Source organism: Niveispirillum sp. BGYR6 (assembly GCF_027568365.1).
Taxonomy (GTDB): domain Bacteria; phylum Pseudomonadota; class Alphaproteobacteria; order Azospirillales; family Azospirillaceae; genus Niveispirillum.
Map to the genome: position 1 here is coordinate 42,530 of NZ_JANLNL010000007.1, position 26,435 is coordinate 68,964.

18 protein-coding genes are annotated in these 26,435 nt (G+C 64.2%); 8 read left to right on the forward strand and 10 right to left on the reverse strand.

Annotation, left to right across the window (positions count from 1 at the left end):
* Positions 1–49: 49 nt before the first annotated feature.
* Positions 50–1,132, reverse strand: coding sequence for a LacI family DNA-binding transcriptional regulator (locus tag PCJ49_RS15390; RefSeq protein WP_269911697.1), 1,083 nt, complete (start codon positions 1,130–1,132; stop codon positions 50–52).
* A gap of 213 nt (positions 1,133–1,345) precedes the next feature.
* On the opposite strand from PCJ49_RS15390, the gene PCJ49_RS15395 reads away from it, so the two are divergent.
* The 3 genes from PCJ49_RS15395 to PCJ49_RS15405 all read left to right on the forward strand — a co-directional run bounded on the left by PCJ49_RS15395 (position 1,346) and on the right by PCJ49_RS15405 (position 6,911).
* Positions 1,346–1,738: a hypothetical protein gene (locus PCJ49_RS15395; protein WP_269911698.1), complete on the forward strand. Its 393-nt coding sequence runs from the start codon at positions 1,346–1,348 to the stop codon at positions 1,736–1,738.
* Between the two features lie 111 nt (positions 1,739–1,849).
* Complete coding sequence (locus PCJ49_RS15400) at positions 1,850–3,844, forward strand: TonB-dependent copper receptor (RefSeq protein WP_269911699.1); 1,995 nt, start codon at positions 1,850–1,852, stop codon at positions 3,842–3,844.
* Between the two features lie 160 nt (positions 3,845–4,004).
* Positions 4,005–6,911: a response regulator gene (locus PCJ49_RS15405; RefSeq protein ID WP_269911700.1), complete on the forward strand. Its 2,907-nt coding sequence runs from the start codon at positions 4,005–4,007 to the stop codon at positions 6,909–6,911.
* On the opposite strand, the gene PCJ49_RS15410 is transcribed toward PCJ49_RS15405, so the two are convergent.
* Positions 6,871–7,293, reverse strand: a complete 423-nt coding sequence (locus tag PCJ49_RS15410) for a DUF4260 domain-containing protein (protein ID WP_269911701.1) — start codon at positions 7,291–7,293, stop codon at positions 6,871–6,873. The two genes, PCJ49_RS15405 and PCJ49_RS15410, sit on opposite strands and share 41 nt — an antisense overlap.
* Before the next feature lie 94 nt (positions 7,294–7,387).
* Here PCJ49_RS15410 and PCJ49_RS15415 point away from each other — a divergent pair, with 94 nt between their 5' ends.
* Positions 7,388–8,278, forward strand: a complete 891-nt coding sequence (locus PCJ49_RS15415) for a LysR family transcriptional regulator (RefSeq protein ID WP_269911702.1) — start codon at positions 7,388–7,390, stop codon at positions 8,276–8,278.
* Between the two features lie 167 nt (positions 8,279–8,445).
* Positions 8,446–8,583 (forward strand): BrnA antitoxin family protein, encoded by a 138-nt coding sequence (locus PCJ49_RS15420; protein WP_269911703.1) that lies wholly within the window; start codon positions 8,446–8,448, stop codon positions 8,581–8,583.
* A gap of 21 nt (positions 8,584–8,604) precedes the next feature.
* Here PCJ49_RS15420 and cheB read toward each other — a convergent pair whose 3' ends face one another.
* Genes cheB through PCJ49_RS15450 form a run of 6 tightly spaced genes read right to left on the reverse strand, consistent with a single transcriptional unit; the run spans position 8,605 to position 16,113 of the window.
* Positions 8,605–9,651, reverse strand: a complete 1,047-nt coding sequence (cheB, locus tag PCJ49_RS15425; protein ID WP_269911704.1) for a chemotaxis-specific protein-glutamate methyltransferase CheB — start codon at positions 9,649–9,651, stop codon at positions 8,605–8,607.
* 11 nt (positions 9,652–9,662) lie between these two features.
* On the reverse strand, positions 9,663–11,915 hold the full coding sequence (locus tag PCJ49_RS15430) for a response regulator (RefSeq protein ID WP_269911705.1): 2,253 nt from the start codon (positions 11,913–11,915) through the stop codon (positions 9,663–9,665).
* A gap of 22 nt (positions 11,916–11,937) precedes the next feature.
* Positions 11,938–13,548, reverse strand: coding sequence for a CHASE3 domain-containing protein (locus tag PCJ49_RS15435; RefSeq protein WP_160105798.1), 1,611 nt, complete (start codon positions 13,546–13,548; stop codon positions 11,938–11,940).
* Positions 13,549–13,550: 2 nt separating this feature from the next.
* On the reverse strand, positions 13,551–14,171 hold the full coding sequence (locus PCJ49_RS15440) for a chemotaxis protein CheW (RefSeq protein ID WP_089288294.1): 621 nt from the start codon (positions 14,169–14,171) through the stop codon (positions 13,551–13,553).
* Positions 14,168–15,619 (reverse strand): CheR family methyltransferase, encoded by a 1,452-nt coding sequence (locus PCJ49_RS15445; RefSeq protein ID WP_269911706.1) that lies wholly within the window; start codon positions 15,617–15,619, stop codon positions 14,168–14,170. The genes PCJ49_RS15440 and PCJ49_RS15445 overlap by 4 nt, the downstream gene beginning before the upstream one ends.
* The gene (locus PCJ49_RS15450) at positions 15,616–16,113 is read right to left on the reverse strand and encodes a chemotaxis protein CheW (protein WP_269911707.1); all 498 of its coding nucleotides are present in this window, start codon (positions 16,111–16,113) and stop codon (positions 15,616–15,618) included. The genes PCJ49_RS15445 and PCJ49_RS15450 overlap by 4 nt, the downstream gene beginning before the upstream one ends.
* Positions 16,114–16,781: 668 nt before the next feature.
* On the opposite strand from PCJ49_RS15450, the gene PCJ49_RS15455 reads away from it, so the two are divergent.
* Together PCJ49_RS15455 and PCJ49_RS15460 are read left to right on the forward strand one after the other, a co-directional pair.
* Positions 16,782–17,165: a hypothetical protein gene (locus tag PCJ49_RS15455; protein WP_089288296.1), complete on the forward strand. Its 384-nt coding sequence runs from the start codon at positions 16,782–16,784 to the stop codon at positions 17,163–17,165.
* 757 nt (positions 17,166–17,922) lie between these two features.
* Positions 17,923–19,644, forward strand: a complete 1,722-nt coding sequence (locus PCJ49_RS15460; protein WP_269911708.1) for an MFS transporter — start codon at positions 17,923–17,925, stop codon at positions 19,642–19,644.
* A gap of 66 nt (positions 19,645–19,710) precedes the next feature.
* Here PCJ49_RS15460 and PCJ49_RS15465 read toward each other — a convergent pair whose 3' ends face one another.
* Positions 19,711–22,899 carry an efflux RND transporter permease subunit gene (locus PCJ49_RS15465; RefSeq protein ID WP_269911709.1) on the reverse strand — a complete coding sequence of 1,063 codons (3,189 nt, stop codon included), beginning with the start codon at positions 22,897–22,899 and terminating at the stop codon, positions 19,711–19,713.
* Between the two features lie 230 nt (positions 22,900–23,129).
* Positions 23,130–24,344: an efflux RND transporter periplasmic adaptor subunit gene (locus PCJ49_RS15470; protein ID WP_269911710.1), complete on the reverse strand. Its 1,215-nt coding sequence runs from the start codon at positions 24,342–24,344 to the stop codon at positions 23,130–23,132.
* A 627-nt stretch (positions 24,345–24,971) separates the two neighbouring features.
* Between PCJ49_RS15470 and ccoN the strand changes: the two genes are divergently transcribed.
* Positions 24,972–26,423 (forward strand): cytochrome-c oxidase, cbb3-type subunit I, encoded by a 1,452-nt coding sequence (ccoN, locus tag PCJ49_RS15475; protein WP_269911876.1) that lies wholly within the window; start codon positions 24,972–24,974, stop codon positions 26,421–26,423.
* The last annotated feature ends 12 nt before the right edge of the window (positions 26,424–26,435 follow it).

Here is a 26,435-nt window from a genome sequence, read left to right on the forward strand (position 1 = left end):
TGGAACGGGCTGGTTTTCGGAAAATGGGGGGCGCATTCCATCCGTTGGCTCAACCCTTCGGTGGCGCCGCCACGGATTTGCGTTCCACCAGTTCGAAATCCAGCACCTCTTCCACCGGCAGCGGCGTGCCGCCATCGCGGGCCGTGCGCACGGCGGCGATCAGCAGTTCCAGGGCGCGTTCGGCCATGGCGGCCACCGGCTGGCGGATGGTGGTCAGTTCCGGCCAGACCATGGTGGCCAGCGGCGTATCATCGAACCCGACCACCGACAGGTCGGCCGGCACTGACAGCCCATGGCGGTGGGCCACATTCACCGTGGCGGCCGCCATTTCATCATTGCTGGCGAAGATGGCGGTGGGCCGGTCGGCCCCACCCAACAGCCGCTCGGCGGCAATGATCCCGGAACGATAGCTGAAATAGCCCTGTTCCACCGGCGCATTGGCCGCATCCAGCCCGGCTTCCTCCAGCGCGGCCTTGAACCCGCGCCAGCGTTCCTCGCTGGCGGTCTGGTTGGGATGGCCACGCACGAAGCCGATACGGCGATGGCCCTTTTCCAGCAGATAACGGGTCATGGCGCGGGCGGCGGCAAAATCATCGATGCGCACATTGATGCCGCCCGGCTGCGGCCGGCCCATGGCCACCGTCACCATCTGGATATCGGCAGCCTCGATGGCGGCCAGCACGGCCGGTGCTTCGCAGAGCGGCGGCGGCAGCAGGATGCCTTCAATATTGGAGCGGGCGAACAGCCGCGCCGCCTCCCCCTGCGCCTCTGCCCCCTCCTGATCACAGGATTCCACGGTCAGGTGTGACCCGCCGCGCCGCGCCCCTTCCAGCGCCCCGATCAGGAACTGGCCCAGATAGGCCGCACTGGGGTTGGCGTAAAGCAGCCCCACCTGGGTGGCCCCGCCGGCGGCCAGGCTGCGGGCGGCATTGTTGGGCTTGTAATTCAGCTTCTCGATGGCCTGCTGCACCAGGGCCCGCGTCTGATCCCGCACCACGCTTTCGCCATTGATGACGCGGGAAACGGTCATGGCGGAAACGCCAGCTTCCCGCGCCACATCCTCAATGGTGACAGCGCTGCCTTTGCGGCGTCTGGTCCGGATGATTTTGTTTTTGTCAGACGCGCTGCCCATGATGTCCCGGCCCCGCACAAGGCGGGCTTTGCAGATGGATAGAAAGGGTGGTCCCAACCAACCCTCTTGGTCGATACGGCCTTATGCGATGTAAAACAACAATGATAACGCTATCATTATTTGTTAATCGTCATGAATGGATGGGATAGCCTGCCACTCCCTGCGGCGAAATGGAACTGCCGCTTTGTTGTTCGCTCCATTATGGTGTCCCTCATGACAGGGGGCTGCTTCAGGCATCGTACCGCCATTCCCGGATGGGCGCGCCGTTTGGCGCTGGGGGGCAGCTTCCTGGCCTGTTTGGCTTTGCTGCTGAACCTTTTGGTGTGGTCACTTTATGCGCCTGCCATGGCGGCCGGCATCACCACGCCGATCTGTGCTGCCCCGATCAGCAAATCCCCCGATGGCAAGGGTGTGGGGCATGTCGATCTCAGCGCGCGACATTGCCCGTTGGGGCTGCTGGCTGTGGGCCTTGCCGCCCCGCCGGCCGGCCTGCCGCTACCCGTTCTCTCGTGGCTGTCACTGTTCCGCCTGTGGCCGGACCGTCTGCTGCTGGCCGTCACGGCCCAGTTTATTCCCTGGAACGCCCGCGCCCCGCCCTTGGTCTGATCCCGCCTTTTCACACAATCCCTGTTGATGGGCACAAGGGGGGCCTTGCCCGCACACCCCTTGTGCCGGCGGCGCTGTCGCGCGCGCCTTTTGCGGAAAGACCAAGAAATCATGTCTGCCACTAAAATCGCGGCACGCCTCTCCGCCTGTCTGCTGCTCGGCACCGTGCTGCCCGCCGCCGCCCAGGCTGCCGACCAGCCGCCCGCCCCCGCCCAATCGATGCTGCTGCCGACGCTGGTCGTCACCGCCCCGGCCATGTCCACGCCATTGATGGTGGAAACCGATCCCCGCCAGCCGCGCCAGCCGGTGCCGGCCAATGACGGGGCGGGCTATCTGAAATCCATCCCCGGCTTCTCCATCATCCGCAAGGGCGGCACGGGCGGCGACCCGGTATTCCGGGGCCAGTCCGGTTCCCGCCTGGGCATGATGGTTGATGGGTCGCCCGTGCTGGGCGGCTGCGGGATGCGCATGGACCCGCCCACCGCCTATGCCTTCCCGGAGGCGTTTGACAAGATCACCCTGCTGAAGGGCCCGCAAAGCGTGCGCTATGGCGGTGGCATGTCCGGTGCCGCCGTGCTGTTCGAACGCAATACCGAACGGTTCACGGCACCGGGGGTGCGGGGCAATCTCAACCTGCTGGGCGGCAGCACCGGCCGCAATGACCAGTTGGCCGACCTGACGGCCGGCACGTCGCAGGCCTATATCCGCATGATCGGCACCCGCGCCCATAGCGATGATTATGAGGATGGCGACGGCAACAAGGTCCATTCCGCCTATAACCGCAGCAGCGCCACCCTGCTGGCGGGTTGGACGCCGGACGACCAGACCCTGTTGGAAGCCAGCAGCGAATTCAGCAAGGCACGGGCCGCCTATGCCGACCGCATGATGGATGGCTCCAAGTTTGACCGGGAATCCCACCGGCTGCGCTTTGGCCGCGATGATCTCTCCCCCCTGATCGGCCGGGTGGAGGCCAGCGCCTATTACGATTATGTCGACCATGTGATGGATAGTTTCAGCCTGCGCCGCTGGACCGGCGGCATGATGGGGCCGCTCAGCAACCCCGATCGCAAGGGCTATGGCGGCCGCGCCGCCGTGGAACTGCGCCCGCAACCCAACTGGACCGTGACCCTGGGGGCTGATGCCAGCCATGACCGGCACGCTGTGCGCAACCTGTCGGTGGCCGAATATCGCGCCGGGGTGAATTACGAACAAAAGCCGCGCCTACCCGATCTGGAGTTCAACAGCATCGGCGCATTCATGGAAACCAGTTACGCCCTGTCTGCCGACCGGATGCTGGTGGGTGGCTATCGCCTGAACCGCACCAAGGCGGAAAGGCTGACCATCGCCAACGGCCCGACCGACAGCGACGTGCTGCATAATGGCTTCCTGCGGCTGGAACAGGAGATTGCGGGCGCACTGCCGCTGACCCTGCATGTCGGTGTCGGCCACAGCGAACGCGCGCCGGATTATTGGGAGCGCAACCGTAACTTCGCTCTGGACCCGGAAAAGACCACGCAGATCGATGCCGGTCTGATGCACCGGTCCGACCGCTGGACGGGCTCCGTCTCTCTCTTCGCCAACCGGATCGATGATTACATGCTGCTGTCCGGCAGCACGGGCAAGAATATCGGTGCCAGCCAATGGGGCGGGGAGGCGGAACTGGCCTATGCCATTGCCAGCGCCTGGCGGGCGGATGTCTCGCTGGCCTATGTGCATGGCCGCAACCGCAGCGAGGACAGGCCGCTGGCCCAGATGCCGCCGCTGGAGGCCAAGCTGGGCCTGAACTATGATGATGGCACCTGGATGGCCGGCGGTCTGGCCCGGTTCGTGGCGGCGCAGAACCGGGTGGATATTGGCTGGGGCAATATTGCCGGCACCGATATCGGCAAGAATGACGGTTTCGCCGTTTTCTCCGCCTCTGCCGGCTGGCGGCCGGCGGCGGGGGTGACGCTGACGCTGGGCGTCGATAACCTCTTCGACCGCACCTATGCCGAAGCCCTCAGCCGGTCCGGCACGCCCAGTCTGGTTGGCCAGGGCTATGTCCAGACCATCCGTGTCAATGAACCGGGCCGCACCTTCTGGCTGAAAGGCGGCATCACCTTCTGATGAAGCGGGGGCGGTTTGCGGTTGAACGCAATCCGCCTCTCTCCCCCCGCCGCCGTGGCGGGCCTGAAATGCTGCATTTTGTACAGTTTTGGGTGGGCATTATCCGCCGCTTCCCATAATAAGGGCATAGTAAAGACCTGGATGGATCGGTCGGGGGGCCATGTCCGGCAGCAATGCGCCGCATATTCTGATTGTGGAGGATTCACCCACCCAGGCGCTTCAGCTGGAGCTGATCCTGGACGGGCAGGGCTGGACCTCCACCATCTGCGGCACGGCAGAGGCGGCGCTGGCGGCACTCACCCATCTTCACCCGGATCTGCTGGTGGTGGATTACCACCTGCCCCGGATGAGCGGGGATGAATTCATCCGCCAATTGCGCCTGAATGCCGTCACCCGCCCGCTTCCCGTCATCATGCTGACGGATGAGGCCACGGCCGAGGCGGAGTTCAAGGGGTTGGAAAGCGGGGCGGATTCCTATCTGCCCAAATCCGCCGATGCTGATGAACTGGTGTTGCGCATCAGCGGCCTGCTGCGCCGGGCCGCCGGCAGCGGGCCGGGTTCCAGCGGGCTGGCGGCCCCCTCGTTGCGCGCGTCGCGCCTGCTGATCGTCGATGACAGCCCGACCTTCCTGGAATATCTGCGCCTGCTGTTGCAGGAAGAAGGCTATGAGGTGGTGGCCCTGCAAAGCGGGCTGGCCGCCGCCGCCCTGGTGCAGCAGGAAAGCTTCGACTGCATCATCGTCGACCTGCATATGCCGGAGATTGACGGCGTGGCGCTCTGCGCCAAGCTGGATGCCATCCGCCGCCGGCGGGAGGATCTGTTCCAGATCGTCATGCTGACCGCCAGCGACAGCAAGACCGACCTGATGCGCGGGCTGGAGGCCGGGGCCGACGATTATGTCACCAAGGGCAATGATGTGGAGATCATCAAGGCCCGTATCCGCGCCCTGGTGCGCCGCAAAAGGCTGCATGAGGAAAATCTGCGCATCTCCATGGAGTTCCGCCGCAAGGAACAGGAGCTGGAGCGCACCCGCGACGAGGTGCGGCTGGCCGAAGCCCGCGCCTCCCTGGTGGAGGCGCTGGAACGCTCCAACCGCGAACTGGCCGCCACCAATGCCAAGCTGACCCAGGCCCAGGTCGAACTGACCCGCGCCAAGGAGGCGGCAGAGGCCGCCAATCAGGCCAAATCCGAATTCCTGGCCAATATGAGCCATGAGCTGCGCACGCCGATGAATGGCATCATCGGCATGAATGCGCTGCTGCTCTCCACCAGCCTGACGCCGGAACAGCGCCATTCTGCCGAACTGGTGGGATCATCTGCCAAGCTGCTGCTGGGCCTGCTGAACGATATTCTGGACGTCTCCAAGCTGGAGGCGCGGCAGGTGAAGCTGGAATATCTCGATTTCGATATCCCCGCTTTGTTCGCAGAGGTGGTGCAATTGATGGCCCCCAAGGCGGCGGAGCAGGGGATCGAACTGGTTTTGGATATCGCCCCCGCCGCCCGTACCCGCGCCATCAGCGATCCGATGCGGTTGCGTCAGGTGGTGCTTAATCTGGTGGGCAATGCCATCAAATTCACCAACCGGGGCGGGGTGGTGGTGGCGGTGCGGCTGGAAGGGGACGCGGGCATCCCGCTTTTGTCGGTGCGGGTGACCGATACCGGTATCGGCATCCCGAAGGAAGCGCAGGCGCGGCTGTTCGACAAGTTTGTACAGGCCGACAGTTCCGTCACCCGCCGGTTCGGCGGCACCGGGCTGGGTCTGGCCATCTGTCGCCAGACCATGGAATTGATGGATGGCCATATCGGGGTGGACAGCCAGGTGGGGGCCGGTTCCAGCTTTTGGTTCCGCGTGGCCCTGCGCCCGGTGGCGGAACCCGCCCCCACCGCCCCGCCACCGGCGGAACTGGTGGGGCGTCATGCCCTGTTGGCCGATCCCAGCCCATTGGTGACGGCGGCCCTGACCGCCGATCTGGAAAGCCTGGGTCTGCAGGTGGACACCCTGTCCCTGGAACCAGCCGCATCGGCACCGGGCGTGGTGGCAGCAGACCTGTTGCTGGTGGATGCGCGCAGCCTGACGGCGGAACAGGCGGCGGCCCTGCGCCAGCGCTTCCCATCGGCGGCCCTGATCGCCCTGCGCCCCATCGGGTCGGTGGGCGATCCGGTTGATGTTGAACTGGCCGATGCGGCATTGGACAAGCCGGTGTTGCACGACATGTTGCGCAACACGCTGCTGGCGGTGTTGACGGGCCGCCCGCTGCCGGTGGCCGCCCCGGCCGATCCCTCCCCATGCCGGGAGGAACCGGGCAGCAGCGGGCATATCCTGCTGGCAGAAGATAATTATATCAACCAGCAGGTGGCCCTGCATATGCTGACGGGGGCTGGCTTCACCGTTGATATTGTGGGCAATGGGGCCGAGGCACTGGCCGCCCTGGGTCGCGGCGCTTATGACCTGATCCTGATGGATGTGCAGATGCCGGTGATGGATGGGGTGGAGGCGACGCGCCGCATCCGCGCCGATGAAGGGCCGGGCCGCCACATCCCCATCATCGCCATGACCGCCCATGCCATGACGGGGCTGGAGGAAAGCTATCGTGCCGCCGGCATGGATGATTACATCTCCAAGCCGGTGGAATATCAGGCTTTTCTGACCAAGGTACGGTCCTGGTCCGGGCGCGGCCGCGCGCCCGACGCCGTGGCGGCGACCGATCCGGCCCCGCCGCCAGGGATTGACGAGGCGGCGATCCTGCAAATCCAGGCCCTGATGCCACCGCCGCAATTCACCACCCTGATGGGCAATTTCCTGACCAACTCCCGCCAGCGGCTGGCGCGGGTGGAGGCGGCACGCCTGTCTGGCGATCTGGGGGCGCTGGGCCACGACCTGCATGATCTGATCAGCACCACCGGCAGCTTTGGCTGTCGCGATCTGGTGGTTCTGGGCCGGGAGGTAGAGGCCGCCCTCCGCGCTGCGCAGCCTGACCCGGCCTTGACCCGGCTGACGGATTTCTGCACCGCCGCCGGCCACGCCCTCAGCTATCTGGAAGAACGGTTTCAGCCGGTGATGGGGTAGGGCGGGGGGACAGCAGACCCCCACCCAGATGGCTGAACCGGAACCCCTGTTCATATTTCAGCCCGAAGCCCAGCGCACGATCCAGGGCGATATGGGCGATCCAGATCAGCGCCAGATGGCTGGCCCAGTCCCACCCCGCCCCCAGGCCCCAGGCCAGCCCCGCCGCCGGCAGCAGATAGGCGTGAAACAGATTGTAAAGCCGCGCCCCCGCCTTGGGCCCGGCCAGATAGCCCAGCATCGACAGGTCGGGCAGCAGGAACAGCACCGCGAACAGCCCCCAATTCCCGCCCTGATGGCCATAGGCCCAGAGTGTGGCGGCAAACAGGCCCAGGGCCTCCAGATGCAGCAGTGCTTTTGGCGTGCCATTAACCATGCCCGGCATGATGGATCCTTGATCGTTTATGCTTGGTGTGGCCACTCTCCCTTATTCATTTTCGCATGGTAATATCCGAAAAACTGATAAGGATATTTCAAAAATGAAAGATATTGATTGGGCCTTGCTGCGCTCCTTCCTGGCGGTGGTGGAAACCGGCTCCCTGTCGGCGGCAGCGCTGCGGAGCGCCACCACGCAACCCACCCTCAGCCGCCATATCCGGGAGTTGGAGCGGCTGTTGGGCGTGCTGCTGTTCACCCGCTCGGCCCGTGGGCTGCAGCCCACGGAAGCGGCCCTGCGCCTGATCGATGATGCCCGGGCCATGGGCCAGGCCGCCCAGCGTCTGGGTTTCAAGGCCCAGGGACAGGCCCAGACATTGCGCGGCACGGTTCGCCTGACCGCATCGGTGATTGTCGCCAACCTGCTGTTGCCGTCCCTGATTGTGGCCCTGCGGCAGGCGGAACCGCTTATTCAGGTGGAGATTGTGGCGTCGGATACGATCCAGAACCTGCTGCATCGGGATGCGGATATCGCCATCCGCATGGTGGCACCGACGCAGCAAGCCCTGATCGCCCGCAAGCTTGGGGATACGCCCATCGGCCTGTTCGCCAGCCGCGATTATGCCGCCCGCCATGGTTTGCCTGAAACCGTGCAGGATTTGGCGGCCCACACCCTGTTGGGTTTTGACCGCAGTGACATGATCATCCGGCTGGCGGCCGAAAACGGCCTGTCCCTGGCGCGGGAGGATTTCGCCCTGCGCTGTGATGATCAGATGCTGTACTGGCACTTGCTGCTGGCCGGCGCCGGCCTTGGCTTCGCCCAGCACCTGCTCGCCCGCCGCCAGCCGGACCTGCTGCCCGTCCCGCTCCCGCTGCGCTGCCCCTCCTTGCCGGTCTGGCTGGTGATGCAGGAAGACGTCCGCACCAACCCCCGCATCCGCCGCGTCGCCGATTTCCTGGGCAATGCACTGGCGGAGATGCTCGGGCGGGGGTAGGCGGATTGTGCGGGGGGTGGGGATGTGATAGGGTGAAAGTCCTAGTTTGGGGTTTTGTGCCTGGGGAAGGGGGCTGCGCAACGGGGCGTGAAAATGTGTTGCGTAGTGTTGCGTAGTGTTGCGTAGGATGGGTTACCCAACCGGTCTGGCCGCCCGGCTCCCAAGGATTGATCGCTGTTAGGCCAGCGCCCAAGGTTGCGCTGACGCTGCGCCTGGACCCGGCGGTGGTGGATCATTTCCGGGCCACGGGGCCCGGCTGGCAAAGCCGCATCAATGAAACGCTGCGTAAAGCTGCGGGGTTGTGACGGGCGTAGCAGCCCTTCCCCCTACCCCCGCACCAGCCCCACCAGCTTCGCCCCGATCTCCGTCGGGTTCAGCACATGGCTGGCGCCGCCCATGTCGATGGCGACGCCGGGCATTCCGTGGACCACGGAGCTGGCCTTGTCCTGGGCGATGGTGGTGGCACCCAGCGCGTGCAGATGGGCCAGTTCGGCGGAGCCGTCGGCCCCCATGCCTGACAGCAGCACGCCCACCACCTCTGCCCCGAACTGGTCCGCCACGCTGCGGAACAGGTGGGAAACGGCGGGGCGCAGGCCGCTTTCCGGGGCGGCGTCGGACAGGCGGATCACCCCGTTGCGGTCAATGCCCAGATGCCGGTCATCCGGCGCCAGATAGACATGGCCCGGCATTGTACCGGTGAAATCGCGTGCCACCTGCACCTCCAGCGCGCTGGAAAGCCGCAGCCATTCGGCAAAGCCTTCGACAAAGCCATTGGCAATATGCTGCACCACCAGGATGGGCAGGGGGAAATCCGCCGGCAGGCTGGACAGGATGGTCTGCAACGCCATCGGTCCCCCGGTGGACGCACCGATGGCCACCAGCCGGGGTCGGCTGCGCCCGCCTGCCGGATCGCCAGTAACCGCCCCGGTGCGGGGGGTGCTGCCCAGCGGTGGCGGGCGGCGCCAGCGGCGCACCACCCGCACTTCCGACATCAGCCGCACGGTCATCACCAGATCGGCCACCTCCCGATCATGGTCGGCATGGCCGATGCCGGCCGGCCGGCGGACAAAGGCCAGGGCGCCCGCCTCCACCGCGCGGAAGGTGGCGGCGACCTGATCGGTCATCATGCCGGAAACAATGACGATGGGGACCGGCAGCGTCTCCATGATGCGGCGGGTGGCGGTGAAACCATCCATGCCAGGCATATGGATGTCCATCGTCACCACGTCGGGTTTCAGATCCTGCACAGCCGTTACCGCTTCCTCGCCACTGGAAACGGCGCCCACCACCCGCATGTCGGGCTGGGTTTCCAGGATACTGACCAGGAAGGCCCGTATCGTGGGGGAATCTTCGGCGACCAGAACCTTAATCACAACGTACGTCCTTAAATCAGGCGACCGATCATATCCAGCAGATCGCTTTGGTCGAAACTTTTCTTGACGATATAAGCACTGGCGCCGACATCAACCCCACGTTCCCTATCCTCCCGCGTTTCCAGCGAGGTAATCAGGATCACCGGCAGGTCGGCCGTCCGGGGATCGTGGCGGATTTTGCCGGTCAGTTCAAACCCGCTCATCCGCGGCATTTCCACGTCAGAGACGATCAGGTCGAAACTCTCCTCCGCCAGCAGACCCCAGGCTTCCAGCCCATCCACGGCGGTGCGCACCCGGTATCCGGCCGCTTCCAGCACATGCTTGAACAGGGTGCGCGCGGTGATGCTGTCTTCGGCGATCAGGATGGATTTGCGCGCCGGGGCGGCCATGCTGGTCAGGCTGCGGGCCGGGCGCGCCGGGAAATCCTGGCGCAGCGCGCTGCGCAGCAGCTCATGCACATTCAGCACAAAGCCCAGCCCGCCCGATGGCAGCATGATGGCCCCGGCGACGCAGGCCACCTGCGCCAGGGGCCAGCCCAGGCTTTTCATCAGGATTTCGGTTTCGCCGATAATCTGGTCCACCTCGATGGCGATACGCTGGCCGGCGGCGGCCACCACCAGATAATGCCGGAATTCCCCTTCCGGTTCCGGCCCGCCCGACAGGCGCAGCAGATCGGCCAGCCGCACCAGCCCGACGGCCTTGCCATCCACCCGCACCACCTCCCGCTGGTCCACCAGCTCCACCGCCCGCCAGGGAATGCGCGCCACCCGTTCCACCCGGTTGGTGGGCAGGGCCAGACATTGCGTGCCCACCCGCGTCATCACCACGCGGAAGGCCGCCATCGTCACCGGCAGCAGCAGGCGGAAGGTTGTACCGGCACCGGGGGCGGTTTCCACCGCGATGGTGCCGCCCAGCCGCTCCACCTTCTCCTGCACGATGGCCAGCCCCAGCCCCCGGCCGGACAGGTCGGTCAACCCGCTGCTGGTGGACAGGCCGGACTGGAAAGCCAGTGCCAGGATTTGCCCCTGGTTCAGGGCTGCCGCCTCCTCTGCATCCACCACGCCCTGGGCGATGGCTTCCGCCACCAGCCGGGCGCCATCCATGCCGCGCCCATCATCGCTGATGGTGATCTCCGCCCGCCCGCCATCGCGGGGGGCCAGGCTGATCGACAGGGTGCCCTGGCCCGGCTTGCCCTGCGCCAGCCGTTCGGCCGGCGTCTCCAGCCCATGGCCGATGGCGTTGCGGATCAGGTGCAGCAGGGCATCGCGCAGCTCCTCCTGCACCCGCCGGTCCAGCTCCAGCCCTTCCCCGGCGACGACAAGCTGGATATCCTTGCCCTGTTCGCGCGACAGTTCGCGCACATTCTGCGCCACCAGATCCAGCAGGTTGGTGGCGGGCTGCATCAGCACCTGTTTGGTGCCGCTCAACAGCCCGTCCACGCTTTTGGCCAGCCCGCGCGCCTCCTGATCGGCCTCCGTGGCCAGCTTGCTCAAGCGCGATCCCAGCCAGGCCAGCGTCTGTGCGTCATGGTCAGCCTGGGCGGCCCGGCCCAACCGGCTCCGGCTGCGCGTGCGCTCCCCCAGTTCCCGTCCCAGCCCGCGCAGCATGGCCGCCCGCTCCACGCCGGACAGTTTGGCGCTGATCAGCTCTTCTGCCTGATGCAGCAGCCGGTCCAACTGGACGATGGGCACCCGCACCGTCTGTTTTACGGGTCGGGGGGCGGCATGATCGGGGGTGGGGACGGGTGCGGTGGTGACGGGAATTTCCGCACTTGTCGCCACAGAAGGGGCCGCGGCCGGAATGGGCGGCGGCAGGGGCGGCAGGGGCGGGGGTGGCGGGCTGGCCATGCCCGGCGCCCCTGCCTTCTGGTTGATATCGCTGACCAGCCGGTCCAGCCCCGGCGGGTCGGTCGGGCTGGGGCCATTGCCACCACCGGGGATCATCACGCGGATGGCCCCCAAACTGCGATGCATCAGGTCGCGCAGGTCGTCATCCAGCGCCATGCTGCCCTGCTTCACCAGGGCCAGCAGGGATTCCAGCGCATGGCACAGCGCCACCAGCGACCCCAGATTGACCGTGCGCGCCGCCCCTTTCAGGGTGTGGACCTGCCGGAAGGTCTGTTCCACCAGTTCGCGCCGCCGCTCCTGCGTGACACCGCGATCCAGTTCCAGCAGTGCCGCACCCAGGGCGGTGGCATGGTCCTCCGCTTCCACGGTGAACATGGCCAGCAGCCGTTGCAGAAGCTGTTCATTCCTGCTGTTCATGGACCGTCCCCGCCGCCGCCCGTCAGGCGCGATACTGGCTGACCAGCGATTTCAGCTTGTGCCCCAGCGCATTCAGGTTATGCGCCGCGGTTTCCGCCTGTTTGGTGGCCACGGTATTCTGGGTGCTGGCCTGCCGGATGCTGTCCATGGCCAGCGCCACCTGATCGATGCCCACCTGCTGCTGCTGGTTGGACGCGACGATCTGGGTGCTGGCCTGGGTGGCAATGGCGATATTGTGGGCCAGGTTCTCAATGGCCTGGCCCGCTTCCAGCGACTGGCGCACCCCGGCATCCACCGCCTTGGAGCCCTGTTCGGCGGCCAGCACGGCGGTGGCCGTGGCCTTCTGAATATCGGTCAGGATGGCGCGGACCTGGGCCGTCGCTTCCTTGGACTGTTCGGCCAGGCTTTTCACCTCCGTGGCCACCACCACGAAACCTTTGCCCTGTTCTCCCGCCCGCGCCGCCTCGATGGCGGCATTGACGGCCAGCAGGTTGGATTGTTCGGCCAGATCATTGACGGAGGCGACGATGGTGCCGATGGCCTGGCTCTGTTCAGATAGTTTGATCACCGCCTCGGCGATGGCGCCGATCTGGTCGCGCACCAGATTGATGCCGGCGATGCTCTGTTCCACCGCCCGCTTGCCGGTGGCGGAGATTTGTGCCGTCGCCTGGGCTGTATCGGCGACATGGCGGGCCTTTTCGGTGGAAAGCTGGGAGGTCTTGCGCACCTCCTCCATGGTGGAGGAGGTTTCAGCCAGGGCCGTGGCCGTCTCTGCCGCCGATGCGGCCACCTGGGCCGTGGTGCTGACAATCTGGCTGCCGGCGGAGCCCAGCACATTGATGCCTTCCGACAGTTCCTGCATCAGTTGCCGCAGGCTGCGCGTCATCCGCATGAAGGTGTCGGAGAGGATGCCCACCTCGTCCGTGCGGCTGGAGGGTGTCAGCGTCACGGTCAGATCGCCGGTGCCGATCCGCTCCGCAATGCGGGTGATCTCCTGCAACGGGGTGGCAATGTTGCGGCTGAGATAAAGGCCGGAGGCCAGCACCAGCAGGCCGGCGATCAGCGCGCCGCCGATCACGCTGGCCCGCGCCATTTCGGTCGTATCCTCCAGCTCCGCCTCCCGCTGGCGGAGCAGGGTGTCTTCCACCGCGTGCATCTGGGCAATGACGCCGCGGAAATCATCCATCGCCTTCTGGCCCCGCAGGGTCATCACCGCCGCCTGGCTTTCCTGGAAACCCTGGTTGCGGCGGATATCCACATTCATGCGCATGGATTCGGTTTTCACCGCGATGAATTCCTCCGCCCGGTCCATATTGCGCACCTGATCCGGATTATCCGCGATCAGATTACGCAAACTGCGGACCCCCGGCTGCAGCCGGCCCAGCGCATTTTCATAAGGTTCCAGGAATTTCGGGTCGCCGGTAATCAGGAAGCCGCGCTGCCCCGTCTCCACATCCTGCATGATGGACAGCAGTTCGGTGATGGCGCCCTGTACCTGATAGGTGTGGCTGCGCCAGGCGGCGTCGGCGGTCAGCCGATCGGTCACCCGCAGGGAGACGCCGCCGACCACCAGCAGAACCAGCAGCACCATGCACAGGCTGCCCCAGATTTTCGTGCCCACGGTGATGCGCATGATCATTGCCCCCTTGTCGCCGGTCCCGGCAGGCCCGCTTGTGCGAAACCATTGTCGTCATCATTGAACAGCACGGCCCCATCCAGCAGGATGGTACCGGTCCGTGAAATGCCATGGAAAAAACGCCGGCCCTGTTGAACGGTTGCCGGCAGGTTGTCGATCTGGTCACGGGCGATGCTGGTCATGCCGATCACCCGTTCTGCCAGCAGGCCCAGCATCCGCTTCCCCTGTTCCAGCACGATGATGGCATCGGCTTCCGGCGTCGCTGGCAGGCCGCAGAGCAGGCCGAAATCGATGGCCGAGACCACCTGTCCGCGCAGATAGAAGATGCCGGCCAGGAAGGATGGGGTGCAGGGCACCGGGGTGGGGCGCAGTTCCGTCGCCACCTCCCGCACCAGATGGCCTTCCACGGCAAAGGGCCGACCCTGTAGCTGGAATTCCAGCAGGGTGAGCTGCGCGGCCGCATCTGCCGGCTCCACCGGTTTGCGGGCCAGTTGCCGGGCGCGTTCCCGCAACCGGCGGCTTGTCTCCGCCTCCCCCGGCTCGAACCCGCGCGCCAGCCCTTCACGGGCGGCGGCAAGGCGCAGATGCATCGCGGTCCAGTCGATCCTGCTCTCACTCATAACCCAACCTCGGCGCTGGCGACGCGGATGATCTCCGTCAGACGGCCGACGGTCAGCCCGTCGGATTCAGGCAATGTGTCCTCCGGCGCATGGCGGCGCAACAAATCCAGTGTATTGCGATAATGCCGGCGGGCATCGACCACCCGGCCTTCCCCCAGGGCCAACCGTGCCAGGGCGAAATGGGCCAGCACAAAGCCGGGGTCCAGAAACAGGGCACGGCGCAGGGCCTCGGCGGCCTGTTTCAGCTCCCCGCGCTCCTGGCTGATCATGGCCAGCAGGTAATGCCGCTCCGGGGCGGTTCGGTCCAGGCTCAGCGCCCGTTGACACCAAAGCGCTGCCTCTTCCAGGCGGCCTTCATTGGCGTGCAGCCGGGCCAGCATGGCCAGGGCGGTACCATCGGCCTCCAGCACCACCGGATCGGCCCGCAGCAGGGCGATAGCCTCCCGATAGCGTCCCTGCTGGTACAGTGGCTGCACCTGGGCCAGCAGATCATCCGGCCCCTGGGGGGACAAGGGCGGAGGGGCAGGGGCCAGGGTGGGCGGTGCCGGCAGTATCGGCACCACCAGCGTTGAGGGGGGCACCGATGGCAGGGCGGCGGCACCTGCCGCCTTGCGGTAGAAGGTGGCCCCTGGCAATTGGGCATTGACGAAGGGCTGGAACAGTTCTGTCGACCCTTCGACCGAACTGGCCACCAGCCACCCGCCTTCCACCAGGGAATTATGCAGATTGGCCACCACCTGCCGCGCCCGGTCAAAGCTGAAATACATCAGCACATTGCGGCAGAAGATGATGTCCATCGCATTGGTGTTGCTGGTGACGGACGGATAAAGATCCTCTGCCAGATTATGATAGGCAAAGCTGACCATGCGGCGGATGCGGGGAAGGATCACCTGCCTGCCGTCCTGGGCCTCGAAATATTTCTGCCGGACGGCCGGATCAACGCCCCGGAAGGACCATTCCCCGTATCGCCCCTCTGTCGCCCGGCGCAGGGAGCGGGGATTGATGTCCGTTGCCAGGATAGTGATGTTCCAAAGGGCAATATCCGGGATCAACCCATCCAGCAGCATGGCCACGGAATAGGCTTCCTCGCCCGTGCTGCAGGCAGCACTCCAGATCCGCAGATGCCGCTTGCCCGCCTGTCGCCGCGCGGCGATCAGCGGCGGCAGCACGGTCTCCGCCAGCGCCTTGAAGCTTTGTGGTTCACGGAAGAAATAGGTTTCGCCGATGGTCAGATGGCTGGCCAGGATTTCAATCTGTTCCCGCGTCGGCTCTGTCGCCAGGAAATGCTGCATACAGGCCAACGCATCCGGGAAGCCCAGTTCCTTGGCCATGATGGCAACGGCCCGACCCAGTTCCGCCCGCCGTTCGGGGGCATAATGCAGGCCGGTGCGCGTTTCCAGGAACTGGCTGAACGCCGTCAGCACGCCGCCATCGCTGCTGATGCTCATGCATCGCCCCGCTGGCGGCCAAGGCTGTCATCCAGGGCGGCGGCCTCTGCCAGCGACAGGAACCGGTCCACATCATGGATGAAGACGGGCCCATCGGCCAGCTGGGTGACACTGTCAAAATAGCGCGTACCGGGGACCACCCTTTCCACCGGAACCAGTGATGCCGCCGGCAACTGAATGGTGCCGGTCACATGGTCCACCAGCAGGGCGACCAGGCGCTGGTCGGTGCGAACCATGACCAGCGCATCCTCCAGCCGTTGCCGGCGGGGCGGCAGATCGAAACGCTGGCGGATATCCAGCACCGGCAGAATGTCCCCGGCGACATCGATCACCCCCAGCACGATGGCGGGGGCGGCCGGCAGCGGTGTGATATCCACCAGCGGGGCTACCCGCGCCACCCGTTCCAGCCGCAGCGCATAGCTGCGGTCATCCAGCGTGAACAACAGCAGATCGACCATGGCGGTTGCTGGGATGCCATCCTGGAAATCACCCATGCCGAACGCCTCTGTTCCCTGCTGATTGATGATGGAAGGCCCTGGCTTGCGGACCCTCGCTCGTCAACGGTCGCCGACGCGCATCCATGCACCCTAGCCCGGCCGCCCGATGGCGGCGCCTGATACCAGAGGCAACATGCATATACCGGGAGCCATGATCAATGGCTCTTCGCATCCCGCACTATTTAATGACGGCACAGGGCTTGGGGCGCTGGCTGCCCACCTGCTGGATCAGCCCCTTCCAAGTCTGGACTGCAGGCCGTGGGATTTGCTTATGTGGGCCCATTGCCGCTGCCCGTAAACCCGCCGACCTAGCCCCTTTGCCTCAGTGGCCCGGCGTGGGATGAGAGCGTAATCGCAGTTGCAGCAAGAATACGGGTAAGCGTGAATCTCCCCAATCGGCCTGATAAACAGGTAGTATCGTTACAAACGATATGGATTACCTGAGCATTTTAGTTATTTTTAAGTCATGCATCAGCTGCATGATCGCTAGTATCATTAGCGACCCATTTATATGGTAAATGCCCTTTTCGCTGCACTGCGACATCGTTATAGTGCAAAGCACAACAAGGGTACGCAGTTAAGACAGACCCATTTTTCAGGGAGCGAACGTACAGGGCCCATAACGTCGGTGGCATCCGCCCCCGTTCAACCTTGTGAGTATCGCTATGAAGACGATCTACACCGCTCTTTTCGTTTCCGCCGTTGCTCTGCTGGCTGTTGGCCAGTCCAATGCCGCCCCGACCGCCATCAAGCGCGTCTGCGGTGAAGCCCCGGCCGCTCCGGCTGTGATTGAGGGCAAGTCCGCCACCGAACAGGCGATGCGCCAGACCGCCGCTGCCGTGCGTGGCTATGCCGACAAGGCTGCCAACTATCTCAGCTGCGTTGACAATGCCGATATCTCCACCGCCTACCTCTCTCAGCCGGCCTATCGCGCCGCCATCGCCGCCCACCGCGATCAGGTGGTCGACCGTCTGGAAATGACCGTTGGCAGCTTCAACAGCGAACTGCGCGCTTTCAAGGGCCAGCAGTCCCAGGTTGCCGCCAAGTAATACTCTGTTGCCATGATCAGAACCTATGGTTCTGATCATGGCCCTCAATCGCCGGCGCCAACTCCGTTGGCTTGGCTACGCCGCATGTGCGGCGCGGCGGCAGTCGCCGCCGTACTGAGTTGCGATGAGGAGAACTCATCGCAACTCAGCATAAGACGTCACTTTCCGACGCTTGCAAGGTTTCGAAGGGGATGCGGGTACCGCCGGTGCCCGCATCCTTTTTCATTTTACCACCCGCGCGATTCTGGCCTGATTTGCGGCTGCACCCCGCGGGTCGGGCGGGAATTCCCCTGGTTTATGAAAGGCCCGACCAATGTCGGGAGGGGCGGCAGCAGATGCCCCCATCCAGCGACCGCCAAAATTGTTGCGGTGCGATATAGGTTTCGTATCAGAAACTCTTCCCTGATCCTTGTTTGGTGCTTGGCCGATTTGCGCCAGCCGCATGGCGGCGGTACGTCATTATCTCTTTGATATAAGGCTGTTTTGGTTCGTTGCCTGTCGCTGCAACGGTCCAATGATGATTTGCCGAAGCGGCATCCCTGGGTGGGGCGCCTGCTGCGCCGCACCAAAAATCCTTGTATTGTCAAAGCACTGTCACATTAACCTTCCCGACCAAGGTCGGGGCTGTCGCTTCTGCAACTGTGTCACATCGTAGCAGCATCGATCGGCATGGACGGCGGTCAGACGCCGCCAACGGCGCTTCATAAGACGCCGAGCGATGAACGTCCGAGACACGTCGCGACTTCTGGGAGGGCATATGGCAAATGTAACAGCAGGTGGTGCGGTAACCCCCGCCCCCATGACCAAGGAAGAGAAGAAGGTGATTTTCGCCTCTTCGCTCGGCACCGTTTTCGAATGGTACGATTTCTACCTTTATGGTTCGCTGGCGGCGGTGATCGCCAAGCAGTTCTTCTCAGGTGTGAATGAGACGGCGGCCTATATCTTCGCCCTGCTGGCCTTTGCCGCCGGTTTTGCCGTGCGCCCCTTCGGCGCCCTGGTGTTCGGTCGCCTTGGCGACATGATCGGCCGTAAATATACGTTCCTGGTCACCATCCTGATCATGGGTGCCTCGACCTTCATCGTTGGTATCCTGCCCAACTATGCCAGCATCGGCATTGCGGCCCCGGTGATCCTGATTTCCCTGCGTATGCTGCAAGGTCTGGCGCTGGGCGGTGAATATGGCGGTGCCGCCACCTATGTGGCCGAACATGCCCCGCATGGTCGCCGCGGCAACTATACGGCCTGGATTCAGACCACGGCGACCTTGGGCCTGTTCCTGTCGCTGCTGGTGATCCTGGGCTGCCGCATGTCGATGTCCACGGAGGATTTTGACACCTGGGGCTGGCGTATCCCGTTCCTGGTCTCCATCCTGCTGCTGGGCGTGTCGGTCTGGATCCGCCTGATGCTGAATGAAAGCCCGGCCTTCAAGAAGATGAAGGAAGAGGGCAAGCATTCCAAGGCGCCGCTGACCGAAGCCTTCGGCAACTGGAAGAACCTGAAGGTTGTGCTGCTGGCCCTGTTCGGTCTGGTCGCCGGTCAGGCGGTGGTCTGGTACACGGGCCAGTTCTATGCCCTGTTCTTCCTGACCCAGACGCTGAAGGTGGATGCTGCTGCCGCGAACCTGATGATTGCTGCGGCCCTGCTGATCGGCACCCCCTTCTTCATCATCTTTGGCACCCTGTCCGACCGTATCGGCCGCAAGCCGATCATCCTGGCGGGCCTTGCCATCGCCGTCATCACCTATTTCCCGCTGTTCAAGGGCATCACCCACTTTGCCAACCCGGCGCTGGAACAGGCGGTTGCCACCTCCCCCATCGTTGTGGTGGCTGATCCGGCCCAATGTTCCGTGCAGTTCAACCCGGTCGGTACCAGCAAATTCACCAGCTCCTGCGATATCGCCAAGGCGGCTTTGGTGAAGAAGGGCGTGCCCTACAGCAATGAGGCGGCGCCCGCCGGCACCCTGGCCCAGATCCGCGTCGGCACGACGGTGATCGACAGCTACGACGCCACCGGCGTCGCCACCAAGACGGAAGTTTCCCTCTCCCACGGTCCCAGCAGCCATGCCGGCCCGACCGATCCGAAAGCCGCTGGTGCCGCCTTTGAAAAGGCTGTGGCCGATGCGCTGAAGGCCGCCGGTTATCCGCCCAAGGCTGACCCGGCCCAGGTCAACTATGTCATGGTGGTGGTGCTGCTGACCATCCTGGTCATCTATGTCACCATGGTCTACGGGCCGATCGCCGCCATGCTGGTGGAAATGTTCCCCACCCGCATCCGCTACACCTCCATGTCGCTGCCCTATCATATCGGCAATGGCTGGTTCGGCGGCTTCCTGCCCACCACTTCCTTCGCCATCGTGGCGGCCACCGGCAATATCTATGATGGCCTGTGGTACCCGATCATCATCGCTTCCGTGACCTTTGTCATCGGTGCGCTGTTTGTGAAGGAAACCAAGGACATCGACATCTACGCCGACGATTGATCCCTGATACTTCCCTGATGCTCCAGCCTTGGCGGGCCGCGATTGCGGCCCGCCTTTTTTGTGCGCTCACTCCCCGGCTGGTGTCAGCATACCAGCGGGTGTATCGCTGGTCGTCGCCTCCTCCTGCCGTTTTGCCCCTGCCAGATAGCGCAGCAGCACATAGAAGACCGGGGTCAGCAGCAGGCCGAACAGGGTGACGCCCAGCATCCCGGCAAACACGGCAACACCCATGGCCTGACGCATTTCCGCCCCGGCCCCGCTGCTGGTGATCAGCGGCACCACGCCCATGATGAAGGCGATGGAGGTCATCAGGATGGGGCGCAGCCGCAGCCGGCTGGCCTCAATCGCCGCCTGCACCACGGTGTGACCATGGGCCTCCAGCTCACGGGCAAATTCCACGATCAGGATGGCGTTCTTCGCGGATAGCCCCACCAGCACCATGAAGCCGATCTGGGTGAAGATGTTGTTATCCCCGCCGGTCAGCCAGACGCCGGCCAGGGCGGACATCAGGCTCATCGGCACGATCATCAGGATGGCCAGCGGCAGGGTCAGGCTTTCATACTGGGCGGCCAGCACCAGGAAGACCAGCAGCACGGAGATGGGGAAGACCCACAGTGCCGCATTGCCGACCAGGATTTGCTGATAGGTCAGATCCGTCCATTCAAAGCGCATCCCACGCGGCAGCACCTCTGCCGCGATCCGCTCCGCCGCGGCCTGTGCTTGGCCGGAGGAGAAACCGGGCGCCGGGCCGCCATTGATATCGGCCGCTGTATAGCCGTTATAGCGCACCACCATTTCCGGGCCGTAGCTCTGCACCACCTGCACCAGCGATGACAGCGGCACCATCATTCCCTGATCATTGCGGGTTTTCAGCAGGCCGATATCATCGGCATGGGCGCGGAACGGCGCGTCGGCCTGCACATGCACTTGGTAGACGCGACCGAATAGGTTGAAATCATTGACATAGAGCGAACCGAGATAGGCCTGCATGGTGGCGAAGACATCTGTCACCGGCACGCCCAACTGGCGGGCTTTCACCCGGTCCAACTGCACATCCAGTTGCGGCACATTGATTTCATAAGAGCTGAAGGTCGGCCCCAGTTCCGGCGTCTGCCGCGCCTTGGCAACGAAATCATTGGCGGCCTTGGCCAGCGCTTCGTACCCCAGCGCACCGCGATCTTCCACCTGCAGCTTGAAACCGCCAAGCGTGCCCAGCCCCATCACCGGCGGCGGCGGGAAGACGGCGACGAAGGCTTCCTTCAACCCGGCATATTTCTGCTGGAGCTGCTGGGTGATGATGGCTGCCGACAGGCCCTGCTTGGCTCGTTCCTCATAGGGTTCCAGGGTGGCAAAGACGATACCGGCGGAAGACGAATTGGTGAAGCCATTGACCGACAGGCCGGGAAAGGCGATGGCGGCCTTCACGCCCGGCTGTTTCAGGGCAATGTCGCTCATGGCGCGAATGACCTCTTCCGTGCGGTCCAGGGAGGCACCGGTGGGAAGCTGGGCGAAACCGATCAGATATTCCTTATCCTGCGCCGGCACGAAGCCGCCCGGCACCGCATTGCCCAGCAGGAAGGTCAGCCCCAGCAGCGCGCCATAGACGGCCATCATCGCGCCCTTGCGGCGGATGACGCCGGACACGCCGGCCCCATAGGCCTCCGACCCGCGCTGGAATGCCCGGTTGAATAGGCGGAAGAAGCCGCCCAGCACCTTGTTCATGCCGCGCGTCAACCAATCCGGCTTGTCATGATGGCCTTTCAGCAGCAGGGCCGACAGGGCAGGGGAGAGCGTGAGGGAGTTGAAGGCGGAAATCACCGTCGAAATCGCGATGGTCATCGCGAACTGCTTATAGAATTCGCCGGTCAGGCCGGACATGGCGGCCAGCGGCACGAACACGGCCACCAGGGTCAGGGCGATGGCGATGATGGGGCCGCTCACCTCCTGCATCGCCTTATAGGTTGCTTGTTTGGGTGACAGGCCGGCGGCGATGTTACGCTCCACATTCTCCACCACCACGATGGCGTCATCCACCACGATGCCGATGGCCAGCACCATGCCGAACAACGACAGGGCATTGATGGAAAAGCCGAAGGCCAGCATCAGCGAGAAGGTGCCGACGATGGAGACGGGCACCGCCAGCAGCGGGATGATGGAGGCGCGCCAGGTCTGCAGGAAGATGATCACCACCAGCACCACCAGGGCGATGGCTTCCAGCAGCGTGTGGATCACCGCATCGATGCTGGCCTGCACGAAGCGGGTGGGATCATATTCGATGGCGTAATCCACGCCATCGGGCATGTCCTGCTTCAACTCGGCCATTACCGCGCGCACTTGCTCGGAAATGGCCAGGGCATTGGCGCCGGGCGCCTGGTTGATGGCCATGGCGATGGCCGGCTTATTATCCAGCAGGGAGCGCAGGCCATATTGGGCGGCGGCCAGTTCCACCCGCGCCACATCGCGCAGATAGGTCACGGCCCCGCCAGAGGTCTTCAGGACGATATCCTGAAACTCCTCCACCGTTTTCAGCCGGCCCTGGGCATTGACGGAAAGCTGCAGCGGCGCATCCGGCACCGACGGGCTGGCCCCGATGACACCGGCAGCCACCTGCACATTCTGGTCACGGATGGCGGCCACCACATCGCTGGCGGTCAGGCCGCGTTCGGCCACCTTGTTGGGGTCCAGCCAGACGCGCATGGCGTAATCGCCCGCACCCCATAACAGCACCTCACCCACGCCCTGGATGCGGGCCAACCGGTCGCGGATATTCAGCACCGCGTAATTGCGTAAGTACGTGATGTCATACCGGTCATTGGGGGAGTGCAGATGCACCACCATGGTCAGGGTGGGTGAGGATTTCACCGTGGTGACGCCCAGCCGCTGCACATCCTGCGGCAGCCGGGGCAGCGCCTGGGAAACCCGGTTCTGCACCAACTGCGTGGCCTGATCCGGGTCGGTGCCCAGCTTGAAGGTGACGGTCAGCGCCATATTGCCGTCGCTGTTGGCCTGCGACTGCATATAGAGCATGTTTTCCACGCCATTGATCTGTTCCTCCAGCGGGGAGGCAACAGTCTCGGCGATGACCTTGGGGTTGGCACCGGGATACTGCGCGCGCACCACGACGGAGGGCGGCACCACCTCGGGATATTCGGCGACGGGCAACCGGAACAGGGCAATGAACCCCGCCAGGAAAACCACCACCGACAACACGCCCGCGAAGATCGGGCGGTCGATGAAGAATCGGGAAATATTCATGGGAATTGGCCTCGGCAGGGCGGGCGGGGGATTGGTCGTCTTTTGTGGGAAGAGGCCTCTCTCACTTACCGTCACCCATGCTGCGGCCGGGGTCCAGTTTCGTAGAGCAAAGCGCTTGTGGCCTCTGGACCCCGGCCTTCGCCGGGGTGACGGTGGAAGAAGCGCTTATCGATCCCAAAATGGTTGGCGTCGTCTCACCGGCTTGTCACCGACATGAAAAGGCCCCCCCCTCACAAATCCCCCCGCCTCCCCCCTTCACCCTTGCCGGCATCGGCCGCCTGGGTGGCGGGTTTTTCCATCGCCACCATGTTGGGCTGCACCATATCCCCCGGCCGGGCGCGCTGGATGCCGTTGACGACGATCCGTTCACCCGGTGCCAGACCCTTGGTGACGATGCGCAGGCCTTCCTGGCGGCTGCCCAGGCTGATCGGGCGGTATTCGACCTTGTTGTCCGTTCCCACCACCAGCACGAATTTCTTGTCCTGATCGGTGCCGATGGCGCGTTCATCCACCATCACCGCCGGTTCCGGCTCCGACCCGCCCACCTGGATGCGGGCGAACAGGCCGGGCACCAGCAAGCCATCCTTGTTGTCAAAGGAAGCCCGCACCCGGATGGTGCCGGAGACGGCATCCAGCCGGTTATCGACATGTTCGATCACGCCGTCGCGGGAATACTCGGCCTCGTTGGCCAGACCCAGCCGCACCGGCACGCCCCTGTCATCCTTCACCGAGGCGATGTGGCGCAGATAGGTCTGCTCATCCACGTCAAAGGCGGCATAGATGGGGGAAACCGACACGATGCTGGTCAGCGCCACCCCACCGGCCCCGGCGGCCACGACATTGCCGGCGGTGATTTCCGCACGGGAAACACGGCCGGCAATTGGGGCCGTCACCTGGGTATAGGAGAGGTTCAGCCGCGCCGTGCGCAACTCCGCCTGTGCCGCGCGGACGGCGGCGGCGGCCTCACTTGCATTGTTTTCCCGCTCATCCAGGGTGCGGCGGGTGATGGTGCTGTCGGCCACCAGTCGGCCGGCCCGGGCAAGCTCGGCATCGGCATAGCGCTGGCGGGCCTGGGCGGCGGCAAGCTGGGCTTCCACCCGCGCCACCTCGGCCTTGTATGGCTCGGGATCGATGGTGAACAGCACGTCGCCCTGGGCCACCAGGGCGCCATTCCTGAAATGCACCTGGGTGATGGTACCGGTCACGCGGGGGCGGATATCCACCCGCTCCACCGCTTCCAGCCGGCCGGAATAGCTTTGCCAGTCCACCACCTTGCGGGCCACCACGGGGGCGACATCCACCGCGACCGCCGCCGGTGCGGCGGCGGTCGCGGCTTGGGCTTTGGGGAGAGAGGGGCCACCCTGGAAGATGGCGGTTCCGCCGATGGCGGCGACTGTGGCACCCGCTGCCAGAAAATAGGCCAGCTTGTTGCGCTTGCTCGTCATGTCTTGGCTCCTGCGATAGGCCGCACAAGGGCGGTTTCCGCCACGGCACCGCGACGGAATTGAAAGAAGTATCGGTCGTTCGGGCAGCAGGGTCGGTTGACGGACCGGCCTTCACCTGCCGAATCCGCCGCGGATCATGCTGTTTGGGGGTGGTCGATCCGGGGGTTGTTGGACCGCGCCAACATCACCTTATGCCGCGTTGCCGTGATGGCGCTGTGATGGCCGTCGCAGGGGGAATGATTTTTCAGCAAAATCCTGCGATTTGATACGAATTCCGGCGATTCTTCCCCTCCAAAGGCTGAAAGCAGCGTCGGAAACGCTGTTCCCGGCACTGTGCGTTGCAACATGGGCCGGAGAGGGCGCTGAATAAAGAGGGCATTTACGATAAGACAATTCGGATTATCCGAACAATGATGCCCATCCGCACCCTGGATATCTGGCACAGCAAGCCGTTTGAGACCAGCCCAGAAAGCGCCAGCCGGCACCTTGATGCATGTCAATGCGGGTTACCCCGGATCAGCGCATGAAGGCGATATTGCGGGCGGTGTCAACGTCCGCGCCCGAGCAATCATTACGTCGATACCGGGGGTCGTCATGGGTGTAGCAAGCGCCATCGGGGCGCAGGGGATGGTGGGCGTGAGGCCCGTGGTCACAGAATCCTATCACGAGGATGTGGTCCGGGCCTTCATGGTCGCCGCCATGTTCTGGGGCATCGCGGCTTTCGCCGCCGGTGTCTATATCGCCTTTCAATTGGCTTTTCCGTCGCTGAATCTGGGCCTGGAATGGACCACCTTCGGCCGTCTGCGACCGCTGCACACATCGGCCGCTATTTTCGCCTTCGGCGGCAGCGCGCTGATCGGCTCGTCGCTGTATGTCGTGCAGCGCACCTGCCGCGCACCGCTGTTCGGCGGCGCCTATCTGGGCTGGTTCGTCTTCCTGGGCTACCAGTTGTTCATCGTGATGGCCGCCACCGGCTATCTGCTGGGCATCACCCAGGGCAAGGAATATGCCGAGCCGGAATGGTATGTCGATCTGTGGCTGACCATCGTCTGGGTGGCCTATCTGATCGCCTTTGCCGGTACGCTGTTCAAGCGCCGTGAGCCGCATATCTATGTGGCCAACTGGTTCTATCTGGCCTTCATCATCACGATTGCCATGCTGCACATCGTGAATAATGTCTCCATCCCGGTCAGCTTCACTGGCACCAAGTCCTATATCGTCTGGGCCGGTGTACAGGATGCGATGATCCAGTGGTGGTATGGCCACAATGCGGTGGGCTTCTTCCTGACCGCCGGCTTCCTGGGCATGATGTACTATTTCATCCCCAAGGCGGCGCAGCGTCCGGTTTACAGCTATCGCCTGTCCATCGTGCACTTCTGGGCGCTGATCTTCCTCTATATCTGGGCCGGCCCGCACCATCTGCACTACACGGCCTTGCCGGACTGGACGCAGACGCTGGGCATGGTTTTCTCGGTCGTGCTGTGGATGCCCAGCTGGGGCGGCATGATCAACGGCATCATGACCCTGTCGGGTGCCTGGGATAAGCTGCGCACCGATCCGGGCCTGCGCTTCTCCGTCACCGCCGTCGGCTTCTATGGCATGAGCACCTTTGAAGGCCCGGTCATGTCGGTCAAGGCGGTCAACGGCCTGTCGCATTATACCGACTGGACCATCGGCCATGTGCACTCCGGTGCGCTGGGCTGGGTCGCCTTCATCTGCTTTGGCATGATGTATTATCTGGTTCCGGTGCTGTGGAACAAGAAGGGGCTCTATTCCAAGGCTTTGGTGGAATGGCACTTCTGGACGGCCACCATCGGCATCGTCTTCTACATCACCGCCATGTGGGTCAGCGGCATCATGCAGGGCCTGATGTGGCGCGCCTATGACGAGTATGGCTTCCTGCAATACTCGTTCGTGGAAACGGTCGCGGCCATGCACCCCTACTATGTCATCCGTGGCACGGGTGGGCTGCTGTTCCTGACCGGTGCCCTCTTCATGGCCTACAACATGTTCCGCACCATCCGCAGCGCCGAAAGCAATGAGCCGAAGTCGGCCGTTGCTGCCGTGGCCGCCGAGTAAGGAGGGGGCCCA